Source organism: Spirabiliibacterium pneumoniae (assembly GCF_014884995.1).
In the GTDB taxonomy this organism is placed as follows: Bacteria; Pseudomonadota; Gammaproteobacteria; order Enterobacterales; family Pasteurellaceae; genus Spirabiliibacterium; species Spirabiliibacterium pneumoniae.
In genome coordinates, this window is record NZ_JABMII010000001.1 from 51369 (window position 1) to 75899 (window position 24531).

Genomic DNA, 24531 nt, shown 5'->3' on the forward strand with positions numbered 1-24531 from the left:
TCAACCTTAGATACTACGTTTTACTTCAACAGTTTCAAACACTTCGATTTGGTCGCCCACACGAACGTCGTTGTAATTTTTCACGCCGATACCACACTCCATGCCGTTACGCACTTCGTTGACGTCATCTTTAAAGCGACGCAGTGATTCTAATTCGCCTTCGTAGATCACCACGTTATCACGCAACACACGAATTGGATTGTGGCGTTTCACCACACCTTCAGTCACCATACAACCTGCGATCGCGCCAATTTTTGGCGATCTAAACACTTCGCGCACTTCTGCCAAACCGATGATTTCTTGTTTGAATTCAGGAGAGAGCAAGCCACTCATGGCGGCTTTCACTTCGTTGATCAAGTCATAAATCACGGAGTAATAACGCAAATCAATGTTCTCTGCTTCCACCACGCGGCGCGCTGACGCATCGGCACGCACGTTGAAGCCAACCAAAATCGCATTGGAAGCCGCCGCCAATGTGGCATCGGTTTCGGAGATACCCCCTACGCCAGAACCGACAATTTTCACTTTCACTTCGTCGGTCGAAAGCTCGGTCAATGCTTGGCAAATGGCTTCCACCGAGCCTTGTACATCAGCTTTGACAACAATATTAACTTCTGCCACATCGCCTTCAGTCATATTGCTGAACATATTTTCCAATTTTGCTTTTTGTTGACGCGCCAGTTTCACTTCACGGAATTTACCTTGACGGTGCAACGCCACCTCGCGCGCTTTTTTCTCATCGCGCACTACCGTTGCCTCATCCCCCGCGGCTGGCACACCTGACAGCCCTAAAATCTCAACTGGGATAGACGGGCCTGCGGCGTCAATTTCTTTGCCGTTTTCATCGCGCATCGCACGTACGCGACCGTATTCTAAGCCACATAAAACGATATCGCCTTTATGCAATGTGCCTGACTGAATCAGGACCGTCGCAACTGGGCCACGTCCTTTGTCAAGATAAGATTCAATCACAACGCCACTGGCCATGCCATCTCTCACCGCAGTGAGCTCCAGCACTTCCGATTGCAACAAGATTGCATCAAGTAACTCATCCACACCCGTGCCTTTTTTAGCAGAAACGTGGACAAATTGTGTATCGCCCCCCCAGTCTTCACTGATCACTTCGTATTGCGAAAGCTCATTTTTCACACGGTCTGGGTCAGCTTCAGGTTTATCAATTTTATTTACCGCTACCACCAACGGCACATTCGCTGCTTTGGCGTGTTGAATCGCCTCAATGGTTTGTGGCATTACGCCATCATCAGCGGCCACCACTAACACCACGATGTCGGTCGCTTTCGCACCACGCGCACGCATCGAAGTAAAGGCCGCGTGCCCTGGGGTATCCAAAAAGGTGACCATGCCGTTGTCAGTTTGCACATGATAAGCACCAATATGCTGAGTAATCCCACCCGCCTCGCCAGAGGCAACGCGTGATTTACGAATATAATCCAGCAGTGAGGTTTTACCGTGGTCAACGTGCCCCATGATGGTCACAACTGGCGCACGGGTAACCGCTTGTGCATTGCTGTCGCGATCACTTAACAGCGCTTCTTCCAGCTCATTTTCGCGACGCAAAACAACTTTATGCCCCATTTCTTCCGCCACAAGCTGTGCCGTTTCTTGGTCGATCACTTGGTTAATTGTGGCCATCGCCCCCATGCCCATCATGGTTTTAATCACTTCGGTGGCTTTCACGGCCATTTTGTTAGCCAGTTCAGCAACTGTAATAGTTTCACCAATCACAACCTCACGGTTAACGGGTGCTGCAGGCTTCGTGAAACCTTGCTGAATTGAGCTGCCACGTTTGCCATTTTTACCGCCTTTCACATTTTTTTGATTGCGGCGATTGGCTTCGCGCTCTGATTTTGAATTATCATCATCGCGTTTTTTCGCTTTGTTAACTTTCTTATTACGGCTGCGCCCTTCTTTGCGGCGTGCTTCTTCATTTTCAGCCTCTTGCGCGTAGCGTGAAGTTAATTTAGCATCGGTGAAGTCTTCTGCTTTTGGCTTGTCTTCTTGATCTTCACGATCTTTCGCCAGCTCCGCCATCCGCTTGGCTTCTTCTGCCGCTTGGCGAGCGAGCGCTTCGGCTTTTTCTGCCGCTAACTGCTCTGCTTTGCGACGTAATTCGGCCTCTTCTGCGCGCAGTTTTTCTTTTTCACTATCCACTGTTTTGGCTTTGACCGCACTTTCACTTTTCTGCGCTTGAGCTTGTTTTTGCGCCTGGCGTTTTGCTTTCTCTTCCGCCTCACGCTGAGCCTTTTCCGCCGCTTCTCTTTGCGCTTTTTCTTTCGCTTCTTGTTCTGCTTTGGCAATGGCTTCTAAACGGGCTTGTTCTTCTGCTTTCTTACGTTCAATTTCTTCTTTGGACACAGGCGTGATAGTCCGTTTTTTCCGTACTTCCACTTTCACTTCTTTGCTTTTGCCACCTGTGCCCGTGATTTTCAACGTGCTACGCTCTTTGCGCTGTAAAGTTAATTTTTTTGGTTTGGCGCCTGCACCACCCAGTGATTTTAATAACTTGCGTTCATCAATGGCGCTGATGGTATCTTCAGCGCTTTTTTCAATCCCAGCCTCTTTGAGCTGCGTTAATAATTTATCTAGTGGGGTATTAATTTCCGTTGCTAGATCCTTGACTGTTTTACTCATATATCCCCCTCTATTTTGATTCAGCATCACTGAACCAGCAAATTTCACGCGCAGCCATAATTAACTGCCCCGCTTTTTCTGCGCTCAGTTCTTCAATATCGGCCAAATCATCGATGCTTTGCTCGGCCAGCTCTTCTAGATCCGTTACACCTTTTTCAGCTAATTTAAATGCAATATGACGATCCATACCATCAAGATTTAATAATTCTTCTTGAATATTCGCTTGTGACAAGCGCTCTTCTTCCGCTAATGCAATCGTTGTGATTGCACTTTTAGCACGAGATCTCAATTCTTCAACCAAATCTTCATCGAAACCATCAATTTCTAACATATCTTCAGTTGGCACATAGGCGATTTGTTCTAGGGAGCTAAAGCCTTCGTCGACTAAAATTTCCGCAATATCTTCATCCACATCCAAATGTTCAATGAATAAGTTCAATGCCCGATCAGTTTCTTGCTGGTGCTTTTCATTTAACTCTTCGGTGGTCATCACATTTAATGTCCAGCCAGTCAACTGGGTAGCCAAGCGCACATTCTGCCCATTGCGCCCTATTGCTTGTGCGAGATTTGCTGCATCAACAGCAATATCCATCGCATGTTTGTCTTCATCGACTACAATCGAGCTGACATCAGCTGGCGCCATGGCGTTAATCACAAATTGCGCTGGATTGTCGTCCCACAGTACGATATCCACACGTTCTCCACCCAATTCGTTAGTAATCGCCTGCACGCGCGCACCGCGCATGCCGACACACGCACCCACAGGGTCAATGCGACGGTCATTGCTTTTCACTGCAATTTTTGCGCGTGATCCTGGGTCGCGCGCGGCACCGCGGATTTCAATTAATTCTTCACCAATTTCAGGCACTTCAAGGCGGAATAGCTCAATGATCATCTCTGGTTTAGACCGTGTGACGAATAATTGCGCCCCTTTGGCTTCAGGATTGATTTTATACAACACCCCTTTCACGCGATCACCTGGGCGGAAGTTTTCGCGCGGGAGCATGTCATCACGCTGAATAACGGCTTCTGCTTGGTTGCCTAGGTCAAGTTGAATCACATCGCGGTTAACTTTTTTCACAATCCCAGAAACAATCTCGCCTTCTTGGCTGCGGAAGTTTTCCACCACTTTATTGCGCTCCGCTTCGCGGATTTTGCTGCTAATAACCTGACGCGCAGTTTGCATCGTAATACGATCAAATGGAATGGAATCGATTTCATCTTCAATATAATCGCCAAGTTGAATATTTGGCTCTTCCATCTGCGCGGCTTCTAAGGTAATTTCTTTGGTTGGAATAGTAACCTCTTCCACCACTAGCCAGCGGCGGAATGTTTGGAAGTCGCCCGTTTTACGGTCAATTACCACGCGCACATCAATATCCATTTCATGTTTTTTTCTTGTTGAAATGGCCAATGCATTTTCTAATGCTTCAAAAATTTTCTCTCTTGGAAGTAAACGTTCGTTAGACACTGCCTCTGCGGCTAATAAAATTTCTTTACTCATGGTTGCCTCTCTATGCTGCGCTGCAGCGGGTATTAATCATCAAAGTGGTAGACGACATGTCCTTTTTGGATGTTGCCAAACGCGAAGGTTTGTACTTCGCCATCGGCGTTAAGTGTCAGCATATCGCCTTCAACACTTTCAAGTTTGCCACGCCATTTTCTGCGATTTGCAACGCTCACGCGCAGATGCACGACAATTTCTTGGCCAACATAACGGCGATATTGGTCAAGAGTAAATAAAGGTCTATCTAAGCCAGGTGACGACACTTCAAGGTTGTATTTGTCTGCGATAAAGTCTTCAACATCCATAATCGCACTGACTTGTCGGCTGACATCGGCGCAATCATCCACGCTCACACCGCCGTCTTTGTCAATATAAAGACGAACTGTTAAAAATCGACCTACGCGCTGCACTTCAACGCCCCAAAGCTCGCAGCCATAGGCATCGACCGCACTTTGCACGGCATCAACAATGTTTTGCTCTAGTGTCGCCAAAAGATCCCCCAGTTAAAAAAAGATACAAAAAAAGGGCTGATAGCCCATAAACTTTTGTTTGAAAACTCAAACGCCAACATTATTCCACAAAAAAACCCCTATTGGGGCTTTATGGGCTACACAATTTGCCACGCAGGCAAATCGCCATATTCTTCCGCTTACGCAGATTGGTTGCGGGGGCTGGATTTGAACCAACGACCTTCGGGTTATGAGCCCGACGAGCTACCAAGCTGCTCCACCCCGCGTCCGAAACAGCGCACATTATACAAACTATTGTGCGCAATAGCAAGCCGTTATCTTAAAAACTCACACCAGTAAATATGCCGAGATTCCCTCCCACGCCCAAGCTGCCACCACCTGCACTAGCGCTTACGCCCGTGTTGGCACACGCACTAAGCACGACGCACAACGCTAGGATTAACAATGATTTTTTCATGCTCTATCCTCTTTTAAAAAATAGTCAAACAGCTGTAAGCCCGCAAGCAGATCTTTGCCTGCAAACCGACGTGTTGGTTTTAACAGGTAATACAACCAACACCAGCGATGCAAAAGTGCGGTTGCCTGCCTCAACACACTCTCCCCCCCTGCCTTGCGATAAGCATGGATCGCTTGTGTGACCATCGTTGTTGTAGCTCTTTCACTTCGATAAAGATCGTGTAAAAACACCAAAACATCACGCACTTTATTACGCGCTAATTGGGTATGATTGAGACTAGATTCAAAATCAATAAACCGCACTTTGCCGTTCATATAGCCCATATCCCGCAGCGCAGGGCGCCCATGCACCATCTCGTTGTGATGCAGCTGAGCTAATGCCGTGGCACACTGTGCAACCAACGCATTTTTTTGCACATCAGTTAAGCTGTCGTTATTCAGCCAATGATTGACCGTTTCCCCCACATCCTTTAACACCAAATAATCCTCCCCAGCCTCAACTAACTCGGCACAGGGGGCGTTTAGCGCGTTCAAATGACGCAATGTGGCGATCTCTGTTGCCAGCGCACGTTTAGGATTGCCTTTCAATAGCCGCATTACACCACGGGTTTGTTCGACTTGTTTGAGCCAATATTTCTCGCCTTGATAGTCAAACGACAACACCCGCTGAGCGGGATGCTCGCGTCTTAGCTGTGAGATCAAATCGGTTAATGTCATCATAAACTAAAAGAGCGGTCGAAGCCGCTCTTGTTATCTGTTAAACACATTATTTTTTATGCAGTCTCAAACTGGAAACTCGATCGCCTTGCAACTGGCAATCCATCACATAATATTGATTACCGTTCAAACGCATATCTGCACTTAGACGGGTGCTATTGCCACGGTTGGCAGAGCTGCGGAACACACGTTTTGTACCAGCCACTTGTTGCAACTTGGCGATACATAAATAGTTAAGTTTCGCATCAGCACCCGTGCGCACGCGAGATGGGTTACGCTCAGCGGCAGTCAAACCAAACATAGTTTGCCATTTTTTCGCTTTGGCATGCCATGTGGTAGCGTGTTTTATGGCTGCTGCGTCATCCACTTTTTCAACTTTGCCATTGCTATTGACCACTTGCACCAATTTGCCTTGATCATCAAAGCCAAAAATTTGCCCTTTTTCCACTGCTGCGAACAATTTGCCATTTTTATAATAGGCTTTGCTCACATCGCCTTTTACTTTGGCTTCCACAAAGGCCACTTTGCCGTCTTGAGTGTAAACACGGTAAGCGTCTTGGTTGAGTTGGTAGGCAAATTGTGGTTGTTTCGCTAAGGTTTGTTCCATTTGCGTCAGTTGTGAGCCTAGTTGACTGTCCATTGCAGCTGTCTCGCTAGCGCCTGGTAAGCTCACCCCAGTCACATCGGAAATGGTGCTACACGCACCCAATGCTAAAGCGGATGATAAAAGCGCAATTTTTGTGATATAGTGTTTCATAGGTCCTCACTTAAGTGAATACGAGTTGTAATTAGCAACATTCTAGCGTGTTTTGCGCCGAATTTAAACCCAAAAGGATATTTTATGCGCCGAATCCAAAAGGCTTTTTTCACGATTTTTGCGTTGTTTTTACCGCTGCTCGCACACGCGGGCGATTTTCGTATTAGCGAGGCACAAATCAATCACTACTTGAGCGAAAAATTTGGCTATAACGATGATTTTTCCATCCCGATGGTCATGAAAATGCACTATCAAGTGGACTCCCTGCAAGCCAAAGTGGGCATCAACGACGGTGAAAATGTCCAGCTTGATGGCGCCGTGAGTGCCAACATTCAATTTCAAGGGCAAAATATCGCCAGTCAAATCAAGCTCACCTTTGATGTCACGCCCGTTTACAACGCAGAACAAGGGTCGGTGTATTTGAAAAATTTACGCGTTTTGCGCTGGTCGTCACAGCCCGATCGCTACGCTGCACAGCTGCAAACCATTATGCCGTTGATTAGCAATAGCTTAGAATTGTTGCTCAATCAATTTCCTGTTTACACGCTCGACCCCAACGACAGCACACAAAGTATGATCAAGGCGATGGTGAAAAAACTGCGCATTGAGCCTGGCAATATTGTGTTAGAAACTGGCGTGCCGCTTTAAGCACGCCTTGCTTTTTCAACGCGCCATGTGTAACGCGGCCGCCCCTCGCACGCCACCTGAATCACCGAAAATGGCTTTTTTGATCACAGGTACTGTGGCGCTGCGCAGTAAATGTTTCGGTAACGCCTTTGGCAGCGCCTGATAAATATAGTCAAAATTTGACAACCCGCCGCCGAGCACAATCATATCAGGATCCAGTGCGGTAATAATATTACCAATGCTAATTGCCATCAGTTCAATATACATTTCGACAAACTCAACCGCACTTTTATCGCCTTGTTGAAAACGTGCAATAATCTCAGGCGCCTTTAAACTTTCGCCTTTTAGATCGCGATAAAGCATTTCAAATCCGCGCCCTGAGATATATGTATCCAAACAAGCCTCATTGCCACAACCGCACTTATAGATCGGCGCGTTGTCCCAACCGAGCAATTTCAGCGCATGGTAGTTCAACTGAATGTGGCCAAGTTCGCCTGCCATGCCCACATGGCCTGAGTGCGCCTTGCCGTTAAACACCAAGCCCCCACCAAAACCTGTCCCTAAAATCAAGCCGAGCACGAAAGGATATTGTTGATTTTCATCCGCCCACGCTTCAGACAGCGCAAAACAGTTGGCATCATTTTCCGCCCGTACTTCGCGACCAAGCCGCGTGCTTAAATCGTGTAAAATTGGGCGATTATCCGCCGCACGAATATTGGTTATCTCCGCAATGCCCGTTTCACGGTTAACAAAGCCTGGCAGACCAATGCCAACACTGCCCTTTTCGCCAAATCGCTGATCGGCTTTTTCCACCAACCCCGCCACAGTATCAAGCCACTGTGAATAATCTTCTTTTGGGGTTTCCACCCGCTCTTTGTGCAGCAAACTAAACTGCGCATCAAACGCCGCCAGCTCAATTTTTGTGCCGCCGATATCTAAGCCATAATAAATCATTGCATCTCCTTATAATCACAATGGCGTTATTCTAACTGAAAAATAACATCTGTGCTCAAGGGAAGTGGTGAGATGTGAGATACCACACAAAATTGCACACGCCTTGAGTGAGGTTGTGCTATGATAGCGCCGTTTTTAATTGCGTTGAGGATGACTTATGGCCAAAATTGAACTGGTGGCGCAAGCCAACTTACCCACCCGCTATGGGCTGTTTCGCCTAATTGGCTTTGAAATGCCAGACACGAAAAAAGAACACGTCGCGTTGGTGATGGGCCGCGTTGACGACGGCAAACCCGTGCTCACTCGCATCCACTCAGAATGCCTAACGGGGGATACGCTGCACAGTTTAAAATGCGACTGCGGCTTTCAGCTTGAAACCGCATTGAAGCAGATTAGTGAACTGGGACGCGGAGTATTGATTTACCACCGAGAAGAAGGCCGCGGAATCGGGCTTATCAATAAAATTCGAGCCTATGCACTTCAAGATCAAGGGCTTGATACGATCGAAGCCAATGAAGCATTAGGATTCAAAGCCGATGAACGGGATTTCACTGTGTGTGCTGATATGTTGGCAGCACTCGGGGTACACAAAGTGCGGTTGCTCACCAATAATCCCGATAAAATCGACACCTTAAAACGTGCTGGCATCAACATTGTTGAACGCGTGGCGCTGAATGTAGGGGAAAATCAATACAACAATGATTATCTGCAAGTCAAAGCCGACAAAATGGGGCATTTTACTGGCACACACAAATGCAAGTGCGGTTGCCACAACTAGTGTGACACTTTGCGATAAAGCCCTTCGCTGGGGAGATAGCCCAGACGAAAATTAACACTGACGCCTTGCACGCTGTCGTTGATCCGTAAAGTGCGGTACGCTTGAAACAACGGCAGCACTATTTGTTTGTCATCCACCACGCGCGCCAATTTGTCATACAGTGCGCTGCGCTCACTTTGGCTCACATTCGGTTGATAAATGGCGTTAAGCACGCCATCAATGTCGGGGTCATTAATGCCCATTTTATTGTTCGGGCTATGACTATAAAGAGGGTCAAAAAACGCAGCGGGATCATAAAAATCCGCACACCAGCCCGAGCGAATCAAGTCAAAATCCCCCCGATTGCGGCGGGCTAAAAGTTCCTCGGTGGTGACCATTTCAGGCTGGATATAAATTAAATCGGATTGCGAAAGCATTCGCACCAACTGTTGCGCCACCGCTGGGTGTATGCCCGTGTTGTCATAGGTTAAACGCAGTTTCAACGGCTTTTCACGGCTTACGCCCGCCTGCGCCAACTGCTGCTCTGGCACTACCACCGACCAGCCTTGAGATTGCGCTTGCGTTTGCAAATTATGTGGTAAAAATTTGGTATTGAGGCGAAAGCCGACCGCACTTTGGGGCAATAGATCATTTTGCGCCACCATCGCGTCAATGGCTTGGCGCACGGCGCGTTGCTGCAAACGCGGGTGGCGGAAATTAAACTCATAATAATAGTTACACAACTGTGGCAGCAGCAACACATGGCTTGGCGCAACCGCACTTTGTGTGGTATTCGGCGTGATGTCGAGCGCACCTGTGAGATCGTGGTGATAACGCACTTGCTCAAAGGCGACTTTCGCCGCATCAAAATAGTCCGCATTTTTTTCCAAAAGTGCGGTTTCACTGTTGTGAGATTTCAGGCGATAAGCACCGTTGCTGATCAGCGTTTCGCCATCATTGTGAGCATAAACAGGCAACAGCGCCACATGGGCAAGCAACTTCGGCAAAAAGGGCACGGGCTCACTTAACGTGAACACTAAAGTGCGGTCATCAAGGGCTTGCACGCCAAGGCTTTCCACCCCGATTTTTTTAGCCAGCACCTCGTCCGTATTGAGCAAATGAAGATAACGCAAATATTCCCGCAGCGGGCTGTCGCTCAATGCCAGCTGCCACCAACTGCGTACAAAATCCTGCGCGGTTAACGACTCACCGTTTGACCATTTTGCTCCTTCTCGCAGGTGAAAGCGCCACACCGTCGGTGAGGTTTGCTCCCAATGACTAGCGAGTGCACTTTCAATTTCGCCTTGACTGTTAAGGCGTACAAGCCCTGCGTAGAGATCAAATAATAACGCTCGTTGCTCTGGCTGCTCAATAGCTTGGGGCGAGAACACAAATGGGCTTTCCATGCCGCGTTCTAGCCGCTTACGGTGAAGCTCCTCGCCTTTTGGCGCTTTGATCACCTGCGCATCCCCCTTTGGCGGGGGCACTGGTGTTGGCTTTGGATCACATGCGGTCAGTAGCAATGAAAGCCCAGCACAGCTGAGAGCAAAAGTGCGGTTCATTAGTGCATCAACCCTGGGAAGAGATTGCCAATGCCCACCACAGCCACTTCAATACCAAGCGACATCAAAATCACCCCCATAATACGGGTGACAACGTTGCTGCCCGTTTTGCCCAGCAGGCTGACAATGTAAGGCGCTGAGCGAAATAACGCATAGCACAATAATGCAAATAACAGTACGGCGACGCTGAATGCACCTAAATCGACCCAAGAATTATAACGCGATGACCACACAATTGTGGTGCTGATGCTGCCAGGCCCTGCCATGATCGGCATTGCCAGTGGCACCACGGCAATATTGTTATATTCTGTCACATCGGTGGTTTGTTCTTCTTTATTTTGTTTTTGATCGCCCAGTTTGCCGTTGATCATCGTCATCGCAATGGTGACGATCAAAATTCCGCCAGCGATCCGAAAGGCGTCAATTGAAATGCTAAACAAATTGAGAATAAGCTGACCCACAAATACACTAATGAGCAAAATAACCGCCACGGACACGCAAGTCATGAGGGTTGTTTTTTTGCGCTCCGCTTCATATTGATTGGCGGTCATACTGACAAAAATCGGCAGAATCCCAAAGGGGTTCACAATAGCCACGAGCCCAATGAAAAATTGGATATAGACAGAAAGATTTGGTAAGTCCACAATAAAACCTTAAACGATTACAAAAGTCGATTCGACTGCACACTATACCCGATTACGGTTCGATGGTCATCTAAAGTCACAGGATTTGCTGAACAAATGGCATTAACTAGCCAATACTGCCCACTGCCCATTTTGGGTGCAACCCACGGTGCAGGCTTGGGAACATTATAAAACATCCGTTCCGACAAGTTAGGATAGGTGATCACTTCCACCACACGCATTTCCCTTTTGCGACAATTGAATACCGCTGTCTGAGAATAGAGATTTGCTTTATCACTGGTGCCTAAAATGGCAATGCGGTAATCACTTTTTTTCCCCATGCCAACCCGCACTTTGCCAAGGCGCACGCTATAATCGCCAATATAAAGATAAGCATCAGTCCCCACCTGATCGCTTATTTTTACAGCCTGTTTGGGCAGACTATCAACACTGATGCTTCCTTGTGAGATGGCATCAACCCAATCGTGCATCATATCAATATAACTGCCGTTGACAGGGTTTGCATTAAGAGGCTCATCTGTTTCGAGTGAGGTCTGAGCGCTTAATGTGTACAAAGGCAATCCCCAAAAAAGCAGCGCAACGACAACCATTGATTTTATCTGTGAATACATTATCACCTCGAGTGAGTTTTGAAATCAGCGCCAAAATCAACTTTCTAACAAGTTGCTCACCTAAACAACAACATTAGGATATAATTTTGGCATTATAAGGCGTTTTTTACACAAACAAAAGCAAGCGCTCAAAAATTGCATAAGTTGACAAAACAAAAAAGATATTAAAATTAAAAAATTTATTTGATAATAATTATCATTATCTATAAAATAACAACTTTATTTCCATACTTACTTTAGGAGATTTTATGCAAAAAGGTATCCATCCTGATAATTACCGCACCGTGTTGTTCTATGATTCTAATGCCAAAAAAGGCTTTTTAATTCGCTCTTGCGCACGCACCAACAACACAATGAAATGGGAAGACGGCAATGAATATCCCGTCTTTATCTGCGACACCTCGTCCGCCTCACACCCATTCTACACAGGCAAAACCCGCCAAGTGGCTGCCGAAGGTCGCGTGAGCGAATTTACCAACCGTTTCGCCAAATTTGGTTTGAAAAGTAAATAGGAGCCATTATGCAGGTTTTAACCTCGCTCAAAAGCGCCAAAACGCGCCATCCTAACTGCAAAGTTGTCCGTCGCCACGGCGTGGTATATGTCATTTGCAAAGAAAACCCCCGCTTTAAAGCACGCCAAGGTGGCAAAAAACGTAAATAACCAAGTGCGGTCTAACCGCACTTTCATCGCCTATATCCTTGTCAGTACCGCACTTTTAGCATAAAATAACGGATTATTTTGAGTTCAGAGGCTGCTGTGTCACAAATTAAATTAATCGTGGGCTTAAACAACCCTGGCGCCCAATATGATGGCACCCGCCACAATGCGGGCGAATGGGTGTTGTCCGCTTTGTGCGAGCGAAATCATGTTCGCTTAGTGCCTGAAAGTAAGTACTTCGGTGCCACCGCAAAAGCCACGATTGAAGGGCAAGAAGTACGGTTGCTTTTGCCCTCCACTTTTATGAACCTCAGTGGCAAATCGGTTAGCGCATTGGCAAACTTTTTCCGTATCGCGCCGCAAGAGATTTTAGTTATTCACGATGAGCTGGACCTGCCACCTGGTATTGCAAAATTCAAGCTCGGTGGCGGGCATGGCGGGCACAATGGGCTAAAAGACATCATCGCGCGTTTGGGAAATCAGCGCGATTTTTACCGCCTGCGTCTTGGCATTGGGCACCCAGGCGATAAATCGTTGGTAAGTAACTATGTGTTAAGTAAACCTGCGCCTGCTGAACGTGAAAAAATTATCCAAGCCGTAGATGAAGCCACGCGTTGCATTGAACTTATGCTCAAACAAGATATCAATGCTGCAATGAATCGGTTAAACGGTTTTAAAGCAAACTAACTAGTAAGGAATTTTTATGGGATTTAAGTGCGGTATCGTGGGCTTACCCAACGTGGGCAAATCCACCCTATTTAACGCGTTAACCAAAGCAGGCATTGAAGCGGCGAACTACCCTTTTTGCACCATTGAGCCAAACACGGGTGTAGTGCCGATGCCAGACCCACGCTTGGATGCGCTAGCTAAAATTGTCAATCCGCAGCGTGTGCTACCAACCACCATGGAATTTGTCGACATTGCAGGCCTAGTGAAAGGCGCCTCCACAGGGGAAGGGTTAGGCAACAAATTTCTTGCCAATATTCGTGAAACCGATGCTATCGGTCATGTGGTGCGTTGCTTTCAAAACGATGACATCGTGCACGTGTCAGGCAAAATTGACCCTGCAGATGACATCGACATCATCAACACCGAGCTGGCGTTGGCGGATTTAGAAAGCTGTGAAAAAGCCATTCAACGCCTGCAGAAAAAAGCCAAAGGCGGCGATAAAGAGGCAAAATTTGCACTCACCGTGTTGGAAAAATGCCTGCCTGTGCTGGAAAATGCTGGCATGCTGCGCACGTTGGATTTTGACAAAGATGAATTGGCGGTGTTGAAAAACTACAATTTCCTCACCATGAAGCCGACCATGTACATCGCCAACGTCAACGAAGATGGCTTTGAAAATAATCCATTTTTAGACAAAGTGCGGTCAATCGCTGAAAAAGAAGGCTCTGTTGTTGTGCCTGTATGCGCGGCGATTGAGGCCGAGATCGCCGAGTTAGAAGATGATGAAAAAGACGAATTTTTAAGTGAGCTTGGCCTTGATGAACCAGGGCTTAACCGTGTGATTCGCGCTGGCTACGAGTTGTTGAACCTGCAAACCTATTTCACCGCAGGCGTGAAAGAGGTGCGCGCGTGGACAGTCTCCGTGGGTGCCACCGCACCTAAAGCTGCCGCCGTTATCCACACCGATTTTGAGAAAGGCTTTATCCGCGCTGAAGTCATCGGTTATGATGATTTCATTCAATACAACGGTGAAAACGGCGCCAAAGAGGCGGGCAAATGGCGCCTTGAAGGCAAAGACTACATCGTGCAAGATGGCGATGTCATGCACTTCCGCTTCAACGTATAACCCCTTCAACCACCGCACTTGCGGTGGTTTTTTTATAAAGTGCGGTTATCACGCCACAAATTTCACTAAATTCTAAATTTGGGATCGCGATCACCTGATAACACCATCAGGCGCGTTGTGTATTGTGCTGATTTTTGCTAATTTGATTTAACATTTTGTTTTCAATTTATTATCAGAAATGATACAAAAGGAGCGCACCATGAAAAAATTTGCCAGTGTTGTTTTGCTAGGTTTGTTCGCCAGCAGCAGTTTTGCCGCCCCAACCATCAAAGAGTGCCTTGCTCCAGCAGGTCCAGGCGGCGGTTGGGATTTCACCTGCCGCAGCGTATCGAAACTTTTGTTTGAAGAAAAACTGGTGCCTAACCCAATTCAAACCGTCAACATGGCGGGCGCCGGAGGCGGTGTGGCGTTTGCCCATGTGGTGTCTAAACGGAAAAAAGACGATGGCTTGTTTGTTGCAGCTTCCACCGCCACCACCACACGCTTGGCACAAGGGCAATTTAAAGGCATGAATGCCGACATGGTGAAATGGGTCGCCGCCATTGGTGCGGATTATGGCGTGATCGCAGTGAAAAAAGATGCGCCATATCAAACGCTTGACGATTTGATGGCGGCATTGAAAAAAACACCAAGTGCGGTCAAATTTGCAGGCGCCAGCTCCGTTGGTGGCTGGGATCACCTCAAAGTATTAATGGCCGCCCAAGAGGCTGGCGTTAAAAATGCTCAAGACATTCGCTATCTTTCTTTTAATAACGGGGGCGATGCTATCACCAAAGTGCTTGGCGGGCACTTAGATGCCTTCACAGGCGATATTTCAGAGGCGCAAGGCTTTATCCAATCAGGTGATTTGCGCGTGCTTGCCGTGCTTGCTGATGAACGCTTGCCAGCACCTTATGACGCCATTCCAACGGCAAAAGAGCAAGGGATTAATACCACAGCGGCTAACTGGCGTGGTTTCTATCTGCCAAAAGAGGTCAGCGACGAGACCTATAACTGGTGGGTAACCACACTGGATAAACTCAACGACGATCCAAAATGGCACGCTGTCATGGCGCAAAATGGCTTAATGCCGTTTCATAAGTCAGGGGCGGCATTCACAGATTATGTCAACACACAAATTGCCGACATTCAGGCGATTTCTAAATCATTGGGCATTATAAAATAATAAAGTGAGGTGGGTTATGGCGCAAAGTCGGCTGGCGGATCGCATTTTTGGGCTGTGTATGGTGTTGCTCGCACTCAGTTATGGCTATCTTGGCCTAGAATTTGAGCAACCTTTCGGCGCACATGAAACCATCGGGCCGCGCACCTTTCCCACCATTATCGCTATAATCTTGGCACTGGCAGGCTTATGGCTTGTGATTAAACCGCAAGAAAATAGCGACTGGGCGAAAGGTAAAACGTGGTTTTCTTTGTTGTTGGTCATTTCCATTTTAATAATTTATGTCATCTTACTTGAGCCATTGGGCTTTATTCCCACCTCAGTGCTGTGCTGCGGATTGTTAAGCTGGCAAATGGGCGCAAAACCTTTTCCCGCATATCTCATCGCGACCTGCTACGCCAGTGCCCTTTATCTGTTGTTTAATGTTGTGCTGGAGCTGATGCTGCCAGAAGGTATTTTAGGAGGCTGGCTATGACAACCGTTGATCTGCTTCTCAATGGCTTTATGGCGGCATTAACTTGGCAAAATCTGGCCTTCGCTGCCCTTGGTTGCACGCTTGGCACGCTTATTGGCGCTCTGCCTGGGTTAGGGCCGGCTAATGGCGTGGCAATTTTAATTCCGCTGGCGTTTAGCCTCGGGCTTGACCCGACCACTGCACTGATTTTGCTCACCGCCGTCTATTCAGGCGCGATGTACGGAGGGCGGATTTCCAGCATTTTATTGAATATTCCAGGCGATGAACCCGCGCTGATGACCACCCTTGACGGTTATCCCATGGCCAAGCAAGGCAAAGCAGCAGAAGCGTTGGTTTTCTCCGCAGTGGCCTCTTTTGTTGGCAGTTTGCTTGCCACCATCGGCTTAGTGCTACTTGCGCCGTTGTTGGCGAAAGCCGCGCTGCACTTCGGGCCGCCTGAATATGTGGCGCTGTATATTTTGGCCTTTGCCGCACTCGGTGGCATCACCAGTAAAAGTGTCGCAAAAACATTGGTTGCAACCGCACTTGGATTAATGATTGCAACGGTGGGCATCGACGCCAGTACAGGCATTCCACGTTATACCTTTGATATACTTGAATTGTATGAAGGCATTGATTTTATTATTGTTCTCGTGGGGTTATTTGCAATCAGTGAGTTACTGCTGTTTATTGAAAGCCACCGCAACGACGTTCGTAATATGATAAGCGTGAACAAAATGCGGATTAAACTCGCCGATATTATCGCGCTGCTGCCCACCTCTTTTCGTGGCGCTATTCTAGGCTTTATTTCAGGCGTGTTGCCAGGGGCGGGGGCCTCACTAGGCAGTTTTATCAGTTACACATTAGAGAAAAAATGGGTTGATAAAGAAAACACTTTTGGCACTGGCGATCCGCGCGGTGTGGCAGCGCCTGAAGCGGGCAACAACGCCGCCGCCAGTGGTGCATTAGTGCCCATGTTAACATTAGGCGTGCCTGGCAGCGGCACCACTGCCGTTTTGCTTGCGATGTTGATCTCGCTCAACATTACCCCAGGGCCAATGCTCTTCCAACAAAATGCGGAACTGGTGTGGAGTGTCATTGCGGCGCTGTTTATCGGCAATGTGTTGCTCCTGTTACTTAACGTTCCGATGGTTGGTTTTTTTGTGAAAATCTTATCCATCCCACCACGCTTTCTCATGCCAGTAGTGACGCTGATCGCCATTTTAGGCATTTATGCCTTAAGCCATAGCGTGATTGATTTGTATATGATGATTGGCTTTGGCGTGTTGGGGTATATTTTGCGCAAAATTGAAATCCCGCTCGTGCCGATTATTCTTGGTATGTTGCTCGGCCCCGAGCTGGAAATCGCTCTGCGCCATTCATTAATGATCTCTAACGGCGATTGGGCCATTTTATGGGGCAGCCCACTGGCCATTGGGCTATGGATTGTTGCCATTCTTGGGCTAATTTTACCAATGCTTGTGGGGCCTATTTTGCGTGCGAAAATGAAAGCCTCGACCAAAGGGCTTGATGATTAATGTCAAAAACGATCAATTAGATCGCTTTTTGTTCCTCTAGTATCATAAATTGCGCATTCGGGTGATGTTGCTGCAAATAGTGTTGCAAATAACACTCGCTGCTTTGTTCGATGATGTCATCTTTTTTCGGGTAACGATTGTAGATCAGTGTATGCAATGGAATATTGCGGGCGCGGCAAACTTCCAGGCTGAGCAACGTGTGATTAATGCTGCCCAATTTGCCACTGGTGACCAAAATCAGCGGATAGCCTTGCTGCTGGAGATAATCCAGTGTTGTTTGCGTTGCATTTAACGGCACCGCCAGCCCACCTGCGCCTTCAAGCAACACCACCTCATAACGCTGCGCCAGTGTGCGACTGTCTTGCGTGATTAAATCAAGATCAATGGCACGCCCTTCCATTTCTGCTGCCAAGTGCGGTGAGCATGGGTAGTGATAAATAAAGCGACAGGTTAAACCACAAGTATCATCATCACACAACGGTACACCTTGCACTTTGCGGTGCGTTATAATGTCGTCTGATAGTTTTTCACAGCCTGTTTGCACCATTTTTTGCGTAATCACACGCACGCCTTGTTGCGCTAACATTCGGGCAAAAACCCCTGTGGCAATGGTTTTGCCTACGTCGGTATCAATGCCCGATACAAATAAAATCTGCCCTGCCATATTATGTCCTCTTCGCTAAAATAATCAAAGGGTGATACGTCAAACGCACCCCCGTTTGAGATGAATAGTGCGCACAATAAGCCTGCTCAAAGGCTTGCAAGCGGTGTTTTGTCCAGTGCATTTGTGCTGTTGCCGTCACGCCCGTTGCTTTAAGATGTTTTAACACTGCTCTGGGGCTCGGGAAAGTGAGCACATGGCGCTGCGCTTCTAAGTTTACCAATTCAAAGCCAGACACCAGCCAGCGTTGCCACTGCTGACAAGTAGGATAATCCAGCCCCTTGCCCGTCAGCCGACGAATTTCAGCGCAGTTATCAGGCAAGAAGGTGCTGAAAAGCAACACACCACCGCGGCGTAAATAGGCACGACCCAGCGTCACAATCCGCTCAGGCGCATGAAACCACTGCACGGTGGAGCCTGAAAGTAGCAGATCAAATGCCTGTGTGGCAGGCAAAGTGCGGTCAAGATACTCACCGTCTGCACATAAAAAATGGGTGTCATCGCCCTGCCAGCGCTGGGCTTGGGTTTGCACGGCGGCAGCATTGAGATCATTGTGCCACCATTGGTGCGCCGTCAGCTGCTGATGCAAAAGTGCGGTCAAATCGCCGCTGCCGCAGCCAATTTCCAACACATTCGCAAACGCCTGACCGCACTTTTCACGCAGCAACGTAAGCATTCTTCGATTCACTGCGCGCTGCACACTCGCCTGATGATCATAGCTAGGCAAGGCTTTGGCAAAACGCTGTGCGATCAATGCCTTGTCTAGCGGCTCTGACATAGCGCCTGCCATGATGAGAAATGAGAAAAAACAAAGTGCGGTGCTTCAAACATCACAATGTCACACTGTGGCTGAAATTGTGTGAAATAACGCACTTGGCTCTCAGCTGGAAAAATACGATCGTGAATGCCAATTATCGCCTTATGCCAGCGAAAAGTGCGCTTAGGTGCCGCATTAATTGCCCGCTCAAGGGCTGCCAATTCGTCGTAAATTTCTGCCAATGCGCGCGCGGGAAATTGTTGATAAACACGCAATATCTCACGCGTTCCACACATTCTGCGCTCAAATTTTACCCTTCCTGCCGCATCTAAATGCTGCAATGTGGCGCTAAACACCGCCTGAGGAATGCCGAAATCATCATCAATCGGCAAGCCTGTGCCATTAATGGCAATACTATTGACTATCGGCAAGCCTTGCCCTAACACCTGCTGCGCCACCCACACGCCAAGCGACCACGCCACAACAGTAATTTCATCATACGCACGCAAATCGGGTGAAAAATCCAAAGTGCGGTAATCAAAACACGCCAGCGCATCGCAATCGTCAGGGATGACCCAATGTTCAACCGCATTCGGCGCACTGCTCCAGCCTGCAAAATAGAGGATTAATTTTCGCTTACCTGCACGTTTAAACCAATGAAATTGCATTATGACCTCAGCTGTGTTTTAAGGGTTGTTAAGAGTCTGTCAATGGCGTCTTCAGGCATATCGGCATGCAGTGAAAAACGAATGCGCGCCGTACCTTGAGGCACAGTCGGTGGGCGAATAGGCAAGCAGTAAAATCTGCTTTGTTGCAATACCTGTGCTAGCTGCACTGCGCGTTCATTTTCCCCGACGATCAGCGGCACAATATGGCTTGTGCTCGGTGTTTCTTGCCCTGTCAGCTCACTGATGCCTGATCGCAAAAGATGGCTAATATTGGCAAGATGCTGACGTTTTTGCGCAAATTCAGGCATTTTATCAACCAAATAGCCATTCCATGCCATAATTAACGGTGAAAGTGCGGTTGAAAAAATCAACGGGCGCATAAAATTCACCAAATAATCGGCTAACACCTGCGCACACACCACAAACGCCCCCGTGGAGGCATACGCCTTGCCAAACGTGCCCACCAGCAAATCAATCTCGTGAGCCACACCGCACTTTTCTGCCCAACCTAAGCCCTGCGCACCATAACAGCCCACGCTGTGCGCCTCATCAACATAAAGTAGCACCGTTGGAAACTGTTTTTTCAACGCCACCAACGCGCAGAGATCGGCGCTATCGCCGTCCATGCTAAACACACTTTCCGTCACCACAATTATCCGCTGATAGGCGTTATGATATTGCGCCAACAGTGTTGAGAGATGCGCCATATCATTGTGACGAAAGCGCTTAAAATCGCAGTTTGCCAAACGAATGCCGTCAATCAGGCTGGCATGCACCAATTTATCCGCCACAATCAACGTATGCTTATTCGCCAGCGCAGGCAAAATGCCAATGTTGGCGTGATAACCGCTGTTAAACACCAGTGCTGCCTGCGTGCCATAACGGGCAGCAAGCTGCTGTTCCAGCTGGGAAAAAGCAGGGAAATTGCCCGTTAATAAGCGAGAGGAGCACGACCCTAGTGGTGCTGTGTCTAGCGCAACATTGGCTAAAAATGCCTGCTGCAACGCCACATCCTGCCCTAGGGCGAGATAGTCATTGGATGAAAAGTTAATCAGCTCACTTCCTGCTTGTGGCATCAGCTGTGGCAAAGTGCGGTATTGCGCGCGCGCCTTTAATTGCGCCAACTCTGCGCTGAATTCATCGAGTATGCTCACCGTTGGTATTCCTCACGCAACGCCTGCAAAAGCCCCGTGGTGAGCTGGCTTAATTGCGCCGCACTGATGATAAAAGGCGGCATAAGATAAACCAATTTGCCAAATGGGCGCACCCAAATGCCTTTTTCAACAAAGCGTTTTTGTAAGCTCACCATATCCACCGCACTTTTCATTTCAATCACGCCGATGGCGCCAAGCACACGCACCTCTCGCACGCAAGGCCAATTTGCCACTGGGGCAAGTTCGCGCTTGAGTTGCGCTTCAATTGACCGCACTTTGCCCTGCCAGTCGCTAGATAACAGCAATTTGATTGACGCCGCCGCCACCGCGCAAGCCAGCGGATTCGCCATAAAGGTCGGGCCGTGCATAAAGCATTGCGCCTCGCCCGAACAGATCGTGCTGGCCACACGCTCACTCGTGATCGTGGCAGAAAGTGTCATATATCCGCCCGTGAGTGCTTTGCCTAAGCAGATAATATCTGGCACCACATTGGCGTGTTCCAATGCAAATAATTTCCCCGTGCGCCCAAAGCCTGTTGCAATTTCATCAAAAATCAACAAAACATTGTGCTCAGCGCATAGGGCTTTAGCGTGGGTTAAAAAGTGCGGAGAGTAGAAATACATGCCCCCCGCCCCTTGCACCACAGGCTCTAAAATCAATGCGGCAATTTCATCGCCATGACGCGACAACAACGATTGTAAGGGCGCAAGATCGTTGAGATCAAAATCATCATCAAAGCGCGAACGTGGTTGCGGCAAGAAATATTGCACAGGTAACCTTTGCCCGAAAATCGAGTGCATACCCGTCACGGGATCACACACCGACATCGCATGCCAAGTGTCGCCATGATAGCCTGAGCGAATAGTGGCGAAATGGCTTTTGTGGCGCTTGCCCTGTGCTTGGAAATATTGCAGCGCCATTTTCATCGCCACTTCCACCGCCACCGAGCCTGAGTCAGCATAAAAGATTTTATTCAGCGCTTTTGGCAAAACGTCCAGCAACAACTGCCCCAGCTCAACCGCACTTTCATGGGTCAGCCCGCCAAACATAATATGGCTCATTTTCGCCAATTGCGCCTGCACCGCCGCATTCAATACAGGATGATTATAGCCATGCAACGCCGCCCACCAAGATGACATACCATCAATCAGCACGCGTCCATCGGCAAGTGTGATTTCTACCCCCTCGGCGCGCTCCACCGCATAGGTTGGCAAAGGATTGAGCGTTGAGGAATACGGGTGCCAAAGGTGCTCACGGTCAAACGTGAGCAGTAAATCTTGTTGCATAATTAGCCTAGCTTAGCAAATGCCTGTGTTAAATCAGCTTTCAAATCGTCCACATTCTCAAGTCCAACAGAAAAACGCAATAAACGATTACACACGCCACGCGCAATGCGTTCAGGCTCTGGAATGTCCATGTGGGTTTGCGTGGCGGGATAGGTGATGAAACTCTCTGTGCCACCAAGGCTTTCCGCAAACGTGATCAATTTGATCGCTTTCAAAAAAGGATTCACCCACGTTTCATCTTGCAAGCGGAAGGACAACATACCGCCTTTATTGGGGTATAACACATCACGCACCTGTGGCTGAGCGCGCAGAAATTCCGCCAATGCGCGCGCATTTTGCTGATGACGCTCCATGCGCAGCGCCAACGTTTTCATGCCACGAATGGTCAGCCATGAATCAAATGGCGAAAGCACCGCGCCCGCCCCATTTTGAATGTAAAATAGGCGATCGCACAATGCCTGCCCTTTGGCAACGATTAACCCTGCCAACACATCATTGTGACCAGCTAAATATTTTGTGGCACTGTGAATCACAATATCAGCGCCATGCTCCAACGGACGAAACAAGGCAGGGGTTAAAAATGTATTATCAGCAATCAACAATAAATTATGCTGTTTCGCCATGTGCGCAATCGCACCCACATCGCACTCTTCCATCAGCGGATTGGACGGCGTTTCGATAAAAATCGCTTTCGTATTTTCCGTGACCGCACTTTCGATCGCATTCAAGTCTGCCGTGTTGACATAAACAGGTTTCACCCCATGATTATGTTTATAACAATGATCGAGCAAGCGATAGGTACCGCCATACACATCACTGGAAATAATCCACTCATCTGGCGCTTTAAATAGCGACATCAAAATTTGAATCGCCGCCATGCCAGATGCGCAAGCAAAACCTCGATCGCCTCCTTCCAACGCTGCAATGCCTTCTTCTAACAAAGTGCGGGTTGGGTTTTTAGTACGCGTGTAATCAAAACCTGTGGACTCATTAATGCCATGGTGACCATACGCCGTGGAAAGATAAATTGGCGCCGACACTGCGCCTGTTTTCTCATCGCTGCGGTTGCCAAGTTGAGCAAGCTGTGTTTCTAAAGAATAGGATACTGACATTGCGTTTTCCTTCCATGATGTTATTTAATTTTTAAAGCTCACTATTCTGACACAAGGCAGGCGCTGTTGGAATACTCCAACGCAGGAATATCATAATCTCACCGACCGCACTTTGCATTTTTGCCCAAATTATTCATTTTTTCAGCAATTAAACAAAAATTTGGCTTGAAAGATTGACACCGCAGCGGAAGTGGGTAAAATGCAAGCCTACTTTCTCAATGGAAGTTTGCGGGAATAGCTCAGTTGGTAGAGCACAACCTTGCCAAGGTTGGGGTCGCGAGTTCGAGTCTCGTTTCCCGCTCCAAAGGCGTGTTAGCAGAGAGGTTATGCACCGGATTGCAAATCCGTGGAGCTCGGTTCGATTCCGGGACACGCCTCCATTTTTGCCCGAGTGGTGGAATCGGTAGACACAAGGGATTTAAAATCCCTCGGCTTTCGAGCTGTGCCAGTTCAAGTCTGGCCTCGGGCACCATTTAAAATAGTAAATCAAATCAAAAAGATAGTCGCTAACTTAGCGGCTTTTTTTATGCCTAATCATCACCGCACTTTTGCAAAAATTGCCCACTGGTGGCTGTTCGGTGGCTGTTATTTAAAAGTGACATTTGCAAAACGTCACAACAGCCACTACGTTATTTTATTCTTGTAATTCTTTTTATTACATAAAACCTATAACCTCTCCTTCTTTAGGTATATAAACTCTATCTTGTAATTTATTTTCCATAATAAATTTTTTCATATCTTCCGATGTAATCGTGCAATGATTTAACGCATTCATATGTACTGTAATTAGAGATGAATTAGGAGATAAATGATAGCATCGATATACATCATCATATCCCATAATAATACTTCCTTTATCATTCGTAATACGAGCATAGCCAGTATTTAATACAATAATATCAGGTTGAAGCTGTGTTATAACAGATTCTACTTCATCAATCCAAATAGTATCACCCACTAAATACAATGAACTATCATTTATTTCATGTATCAATATACCCATTGATTCGCCTAATCTCTTAGCGATACTAGGATTAGCATACATTTCTGATGTACCATGCTGCCCAGCTATCTTTGTTAAGATCAGATTTTTGAATTGAGTTGATTGCCCAACAACAGTAACATTACGAAACCCTTGAGTAATAACTGTATTTTTATCCTTTTCGTTCTGTACAAAAATAGGGATATTTTTCTTCAAAACTACTTGCGCAGTACTGTCCCAATGATCTAAATGTGTATGGGTAATAATAACTGCATCAACATCAGCCACAATACTATCTATAGATACTGGTAGATCTATAAGAGGATTTTTAAAGGAATTGGCTGGACAAGAAAAAGGAGGGCAACTGCCTTTAGATGCAAAAAAAGGATCTACAAGCAGTACTAAATTTCCTATTTTGATCTTAGCTGTTGCATTGCGAATATGTTGATAAACTATATGATTTTCCTTTGAGTTTAAAGACATCTTGTTGCAATTTCGATTATATAGTATCATTTTTAACTCCATCTGTTTAATTTTTTCTGGTAACACTCTACTCTTTTAGAAAAGATATAAACAGCAGCAAAAAGTCA

Annotated in this window: 26 protein-coding genes and 4 tRNA genes; 12 read left to right on the plus strand and 18 right to left on the minus strand. The window is 47.4% G+C overall.

Annotated features, from left to right (window positions below):
• Nucleotides 1-6: 6 nt before the first annotated feature.
• The 7 genes from infB to HPC38_RS00290 form a co-directional block, all read right to left on the minus strand.
• On the minus strand, nt 7-2652 hold the full coding sequence (gene infB, locus HPC38_RS00260) for a translation initiation factor IF-2 (RefSeq protein WP_208119283.1): 2646 nt from the start codon (nt 2650-2652) through the stop codon (nt 7-9).
• Between the two features lie 10 nt (nt 2653-2662).
• Nucleotides 2663-4156 carry a transcription termination factor NusA gene (gene nusA / locus HPC38_RS00265; RefSeq protein ID WP_208119284.1) on the minus strand — a complete coding sequence of 498 codons (1494 nt, stop codon included), beginning with the start codon at nt 4154-4156 and terminating at the stop codon, nt 2663-2665.
• Between the two features lie 32 nt (nt 4157-4188).
• Complete coding sequence (rimP, locus tag HPC38_RS00270) at nt 4189-4650, minus strand: ribosome maturation factor RimP (protein WP_208119285.1); 462 nt, start codon at nt 4648-4650, stop codon at nt 4189-4191.
• Nucleotides 4651-4818: 168 nt separating this feature from the next.
• Nucleotides 4819-4895 (minus strand) — tRNA-Met (locus tag HPC38_RS00275).
• Nucleotides 4896-4948: 53 nt separating this feature from the next.
• Nucleotides 4949-5086, minus strand: a complete 138-nt coding sequence (locus HPC38_RS00280; protein ID WP_208119286.1) for a hypothetical protein — start codon at nt 5084-5086, stop codon at nt 4949-4951.
• Nucleotides 5083-5805, minus strand: coding sequence for a BUD32 family EKC/KEOPS complex subunit (locus HPC38_RS00285; RefSeq protein WP_208119287.1), 723 nt, complete (start codon nt 5803-5805; stop codon nt 5083-5085). Before HPC38_RS00285 ends, HPC38_RS00280 begins: the two co-directional genes overlap by 4 nt.
• Nucleotides 5806-5851: 46 nt before the next feature.
• Nucleotides 5852-6559 carry a hypothetical protein gene (locus tag HPC38_RS00290; RefSeq protein WP_208119288.1) on the minus strand — a complete coding sequence of 236 codons (708 nt, stop codon included), beginning with the start codon at nt 6557-6559 and terminating at the stop codon, nt 5852-5854.
• Between the two features lie 84 nt (nt 6560-6643).
• Here HPC38_RS00290 and HPC38_RS00295 point away from each other — a divergent pair, with 84 nt between their 5' ends.
• A complete protein-coding gene (locus HPC38_RS00295; protein ID WP_208119289.1) occupies nt 6644-7207 on the plus strand; it encodes a DUF1439 domain-containing protein in 564 nt (187 codons plus the stop codon).
• Nucleotides 7208-7222: 15 nt separating this feature from the next.
• On the opposite strand, the gene nagK is transcribed toward HPC38_RS00295, so the two are convergent.
• Entirely contained in the window at nt 7223-8137 is a 915-nt protein-coding gene (nagK, locus tag HPC38_RS00300) for an N-acetylglucosamine kinase (protein WP_208119462.1), read from the minus strand.
• A 160-nt stretch (nt 8138-8297) separates the two neighbouring features.
• Between nagK and ribA the strand changes: the two genes are divergently transcribed.
• Complete coding sequence (gene ribA, locus HPC38_RS00305; RefSeq protein WP_208119290.1) at nt 8298-8918, plus strand: GTP cyclohydrolase II; 621 nt, start codon at nt 8298-8300, stop codon at nt 8916-8918.
• On the opposite strand, the gene HPC38_RS00310 is transcribed toward ribA, so the two are convergent.
• The 3 genes from HPC38_RS00310 to HPC38_RS00320 are packed head-to-tail and all read right to left on the minus strand — an operon-like array spanning nt 8915 to nt 11657.
• On the minus strand, nt 8915-10459 hold the full coding sequence (locus HPC38_RS00310) for a peptide ABC transporter substrate-binding protein (protein ID WP_208119291.1): 1545 nt from the start codon (nt 10457-10459) through the stop codon (nt 8915-8917). The two genes, ribA and HPC38_RS00310, sit on opposite strands and share 4 nt — an antisense overlap.
• Entirely contained in the window at nt 10459-11103 is a 645-nt protein-coding gene (locus HPC38_RS00315; protein WP_208119292.1) for a YchE family NAAT transporter, read from the minus strand. The genes HPC38_RS00310 and HPC38_RS00315 overlap by 1 nt, the downstream gene beginning before the upstream one ends.
• A gap of 17 nt (nt 11104-11120) precedes the next feature.
• Nucleotides 11121-11657, minus strand: a complete 537-nt coding sequence (locus HPC38_RS00320; protein WP_208119293.1) for a hypothetical protein — start codon at nt 11655-11657, stop codon at nt 11121-11123.
• Nucleotides 11658-11962: 305 nt separating this feature from the next.
• On the opposite strand from HPC38_RS00320, the gene HPC38_RS00325 reads away from it, so the two are divergent.
• The 7 genes from HPC38_RS00325 (at nt 11963) to HPC38_RS00355 (ending at nt 17321) form a co-directional block, all read left to right on the plus strand.
• Nucleotides 11963-12226, plus strand: a complete 264-nt coding sequence (locus tag HPC38_RS00325) for a type B 50S ribosomal protein L31 (protein ID WP_208119294.1) — start codon at nt 11963-11965, stop codon at nt 12224-12226.
• An 8-nt stretch (nt 12227-12234) separates the two neighbouring features.
• Entirely contained in the window at nt 12235-12375 is a 141-nt protein-coding gene (gene ykgO / locus HPC38_RS00330; RefSeq protein ID WP_208119295.1) for a type B 50S ribosomal protein L36, read from the plus strand.
• A gap of 96 nt (nt 12376-12471) precedes the next feature.
• Complete coding sequence (pth, locus tag HPC38_RS00335; RefSeq protein ID WP_208119296.1) at nt 12472-13059, plus strand: aminoacyl-tRNA hydrolase; 588 nt, start codon at nt 12472-12474, stop codon at nt 13057-13059.
• Nucleotides 13060-13075: 16 nt separating this feature from the next.
• Nucleotides 13076-14167 carry a redox-regulated ATPase YchF gene (gene ychF, locus HPC38_RS00340; RefSeq protein ID WP_208119297.1) on the plus strand — a complete coding sequence of 364 codons (1092 nt, stop codon included), beginning with the start codon at nt 13076-13078 and terminating at the stop codon, nt 14165-14167.
• Between the two features lie 199 nt (nt 14168-14366).
• Nucleotides 14367-15332, plus strand: a complete 966-nt coding sequence (locus HPC38_RS00345) for a Bug family tripartite tricarboxylate transporter substrate binding protein (protein WP_208119298.1) — start codon at nt 14367-14369, stop codon at nt 15330-15332.
• Between the two features lie 16 nt (nt 15333-15348).
• Nucleotides 15349-15804, plus strand: a complete 456-nt coding sequence (locus HPC38_RS00350) for a tripartite tricarboxylate transporter TctB family protein (protein WP_208119299.1) — start codon at nt 15349-15351, stop codon at nt 15802-15804.
• Entirely contained in the window at nt 15801-17321 is a 1521-nt protein-coding gene (locus tag HPC38_RS00355; protein WP_208119300.1) for a tripartite tricarboxylate transporter permease, read from the plus strand. The genes HPC38_RS00350 and HPC38_RS00355 overlap by 4 nt, the downstream gene beginning before the upstream one ends.
• A 16-nt stretch (nt 17322-17337) precedes the next feature.
• Here HPC38_RS00355 and bioD read toward each other — a convergent pair whose 3' ends face one another.
• Genes bioD through HPC38_RS00385 form a run of 6 tightly spaced genes read right to left on the minus strand, consistent with a single transcriptional unit; the run spans nt 17338 to nt 22959 of the window.
• Nucleotides 17338-17985: a dethiobiotin synthase gene (bioD, locus tag HPC38_RS00360; RefSeq protein ID WP_208119301.1), complete on the minus strand. Its 648-nt coding sequence runs from the start codon at nt 17983-17985 to the stop codon at nt 17338-17340.
• Between the two features lies 1 nt (nt 17986).
• Nucleotides 17987-18760, minus strand: coding sequence for a malonyl-ACP O-methyltransferase BioC (gene bioC / locus HPC38_RS00365; protein ID WP_208119302.1), 774 nt, complete (start codon nt 18758-18760; stop codon nt 17987-17989).
• On the minus strand, nt 18745-19407 hold the full coding sequence (locus HPC38_RS00370; protein ID WP_208119303.1) for a DUF452 family protein: 663 nt from the start codon (nt 19405-19407) through the stop codon (nt 18745-18747). The genes bioC and HPC38_RS00370 overlap by 16 nt, the downstream gene beginning before the upstream one ends.
• Nucleotides 19407-20561, minus strand: coding sequence for an aminotransferase class I/II-fold pyridoxal phosphate-dependent enzyme (locus HPC38_RS00375; RefSeq protein WP_328805190.1), 1155 nt, complete (start codon nt 20559-20561; stop codon nt 19407-19409). The genes HPC38_RS00370 and HPC38_RS00375 overlap by 1 nt, the downstream gene beginning before the upstream one ends.
• Nucleotides 20558-21847, minus strand: a complete 1290-nt coding sequence (bioA, locus tag HPC38_RS00380; protein ID WP_208119304.1) for an adenosylmethionine--8-amino-7-oxononanoate transaminase — start codon at nt 21845-21847, stop codon at nt 20558-20560. The genes HPC38_RS00375 and bioA overlap by 4 nt, the downstream gene beginning before the upstream one ends.
• Before the next feature lie 2 nt (nt 21848-21849).
• On the minus strand, nt 21850-22959 hold the full coding sequence (locus HPC38_RS00385; RefSeq protein ID WP_208119305.1) for a methionine biosynthesis PLP-dependent protein: 1110 nt from the start codon (nt 22957-22959) through the stop codon (nt 21850-21852).
• A 228-nt stretch (nt 22960-23187) separates the two neighbouring features.
• Between HPC38_RS00385 and HPC38_RS00390 the strand changes: the two genes are divergently transcribed.
• From HPC38_RS00390 to HPC38_RS00400, 3 genes are all read left to right on the plus strand, one after another.
• Nucleotides 23188-23263, plus strand: a tRNA-Gly gene (locus HPC38_RS00390).
• A gap of 2 nt (nt 23264-23265) precedes the next feature.
• A tRNA-Cys gene (locus HPC38_RS00395) sits at nt 23266-23339 on the plus strand.
• A 5-nt stretch (nt 23340-23344) separates the two neighbouring features.
• Nucleotides 23345-23431, plus strand: a tRNA-Leu gene (locus HPC38_RS00400).
• Between the two features lie 183 nt (nt 23432-23614).
• On the opposite strand, the gene HPC38_RS00405 is transcribed toward HPC38_RS00400, so the two are convergent.
• Nucleotides 23615-24490, minus strand: coding sequence for an MBL fold metallo-hydrolase (locus HPC38_RS00405; RefSeq protein ID WP_208119306.1), 876 nt, complete (start codon nt 24488-24490; stop codon nt 23615-23617).
• Between the last annotated feature and the right edge of the window lie 41 nt (nt 24491-24531).

Excerpts from the sequence above, each read along its gene's own strand:
- infB (WP_208119283.1), bottom strand. The coding sequence starts at position 2,652 with ATGAGTAAAACAGTCAAGGATCTAGCAACGGAAATTAATACCCCACTA.
- nusA (WP_208119284.1), bottom strand. The coding sequence starts at position 4,156 with ATGAGTAAAGAAATTTTATTAGCCGCAGAGGCAGTGTCTAACGAACGT.
- HPC38_RS00280 (WP_208119286.1), bottom strand. The coding sequence starts at position 5,086 with ATGAAAAAATCATTGTTAATCCTAGCGTTGTGCGTCGTGCTTAGTGCG.
- HPC38_RS00285 (WP_208119287.1), bottom strand. The coding sequence starts at position 5,805 with ATGATGACATTAACCGATTTGATCTCACAGCTAAGACGCGAGCATCCC.
- HPC38_RS00290 (WP_208119288.1), bottom strand. The coding sequence starts at position 6,559 with ATGAAACACTATATCACAAAAATTGCGCTTTTATCATCCGCTTTAGCA.
- HPC38_RS00295 (WP_208119289.1), top strand. The coding sequence starts at position 6,644 with ATGCGCCGAATCCAAAAGGCTTTTTTCACGATTTTTGCGTTGTTTTTA.
- ribA (WP_208119290.1), top strand. The coding sequence starts at position 8,298 with ATGGCCAAAATTGAACTGGTGGCGCAAGCCAACTTACCCACCCGCTAT.
- HPC38_RS00310 (WP_208119291.1), bottom strand. The coding sequence starts at position 10,459 with ATGAACCGCACTTTTGCTCTCAGCTGTGCTGGGCTTTCATTGCTACTG.
- HPC38_RS00325 (WP_208119294.1), top strand. The coding sequence starts at position 11,963 with ATGCAAAAAGGTATCCATCCTGATAATTACCGCACCGTGTTGTTCTAT.
- ykgO (WP_208119295.1), top strand. The coding sequence starts at position 12,235 with ATGCAGGTTTTAACCTCGCTCAAAAGCGCCAAAACGCGCCATCCTAAC.
- ychF (WP_208119297.1), top strand. The coding sequence starts at position 13,076 with ATGGGATTTAAGTGCGGTATCGTGGGCTTACCCAACGTGGGCAAATCC.
- HPC38_RS00345 (WP_208119298.1), top strand. The coding sequence starts at position 14,367 with ATGAAAAAATTTGCCAGTGTTGTTTTGCTAGGTTTGTTCGCCAGCAGC.
- HPC38_RS00350 (WP_208119299.1), top strand. The coding sequence starts at position 15,349 with ATGGCGCAAAGTCGGCTGGCGGATCGCATTTTTGGGCTGTGTATGGTG.
- HPC38_RS00355 (WP_208119300.1), top strand. The coding sequence starts at position 15,801 with ATGACAACCGTTGATCTGCTTCTCAATGGCTTTATGGCGGCATTAACT.
- bioD (WP_208119301.1), bottom strand. The coding sequence starts at position 17,985 with ATGGCAGGGCAGATTTTATTTGTATCGGGCATTGATACCGACGTAGGC.
- bioC (WP_208119302.1), bottom strand. The coding sequence starts at position 18,760 with ATGTCAGAGCCGCTAGACAAGGCATTGATCGCACAGCGTTTTGCCAAA.
- HPC38_RS00370 (WP_208119303.1), bottom strand. The coding sequence starts at position 19,407 with ATGCAATTTCATTGGTTTAAACGTGCAGGTAAGCGAAAATTAATCCTC.
- bioA (WP_208119304.1), bottom strand. The coding sequence starts at position 21,847 with ATGCAACAAGATTTACTGCTCACGTTTGACCGTGAGCACCTTTGGCAC.
- HPC38_RS00385 (WP_208119305.1), bottom strand. The coding sequence starts at position 22,959 with ATGTCAGTATCCTATTCTTTAGAAACACAGCTTGCTCAACTTGGCAAC.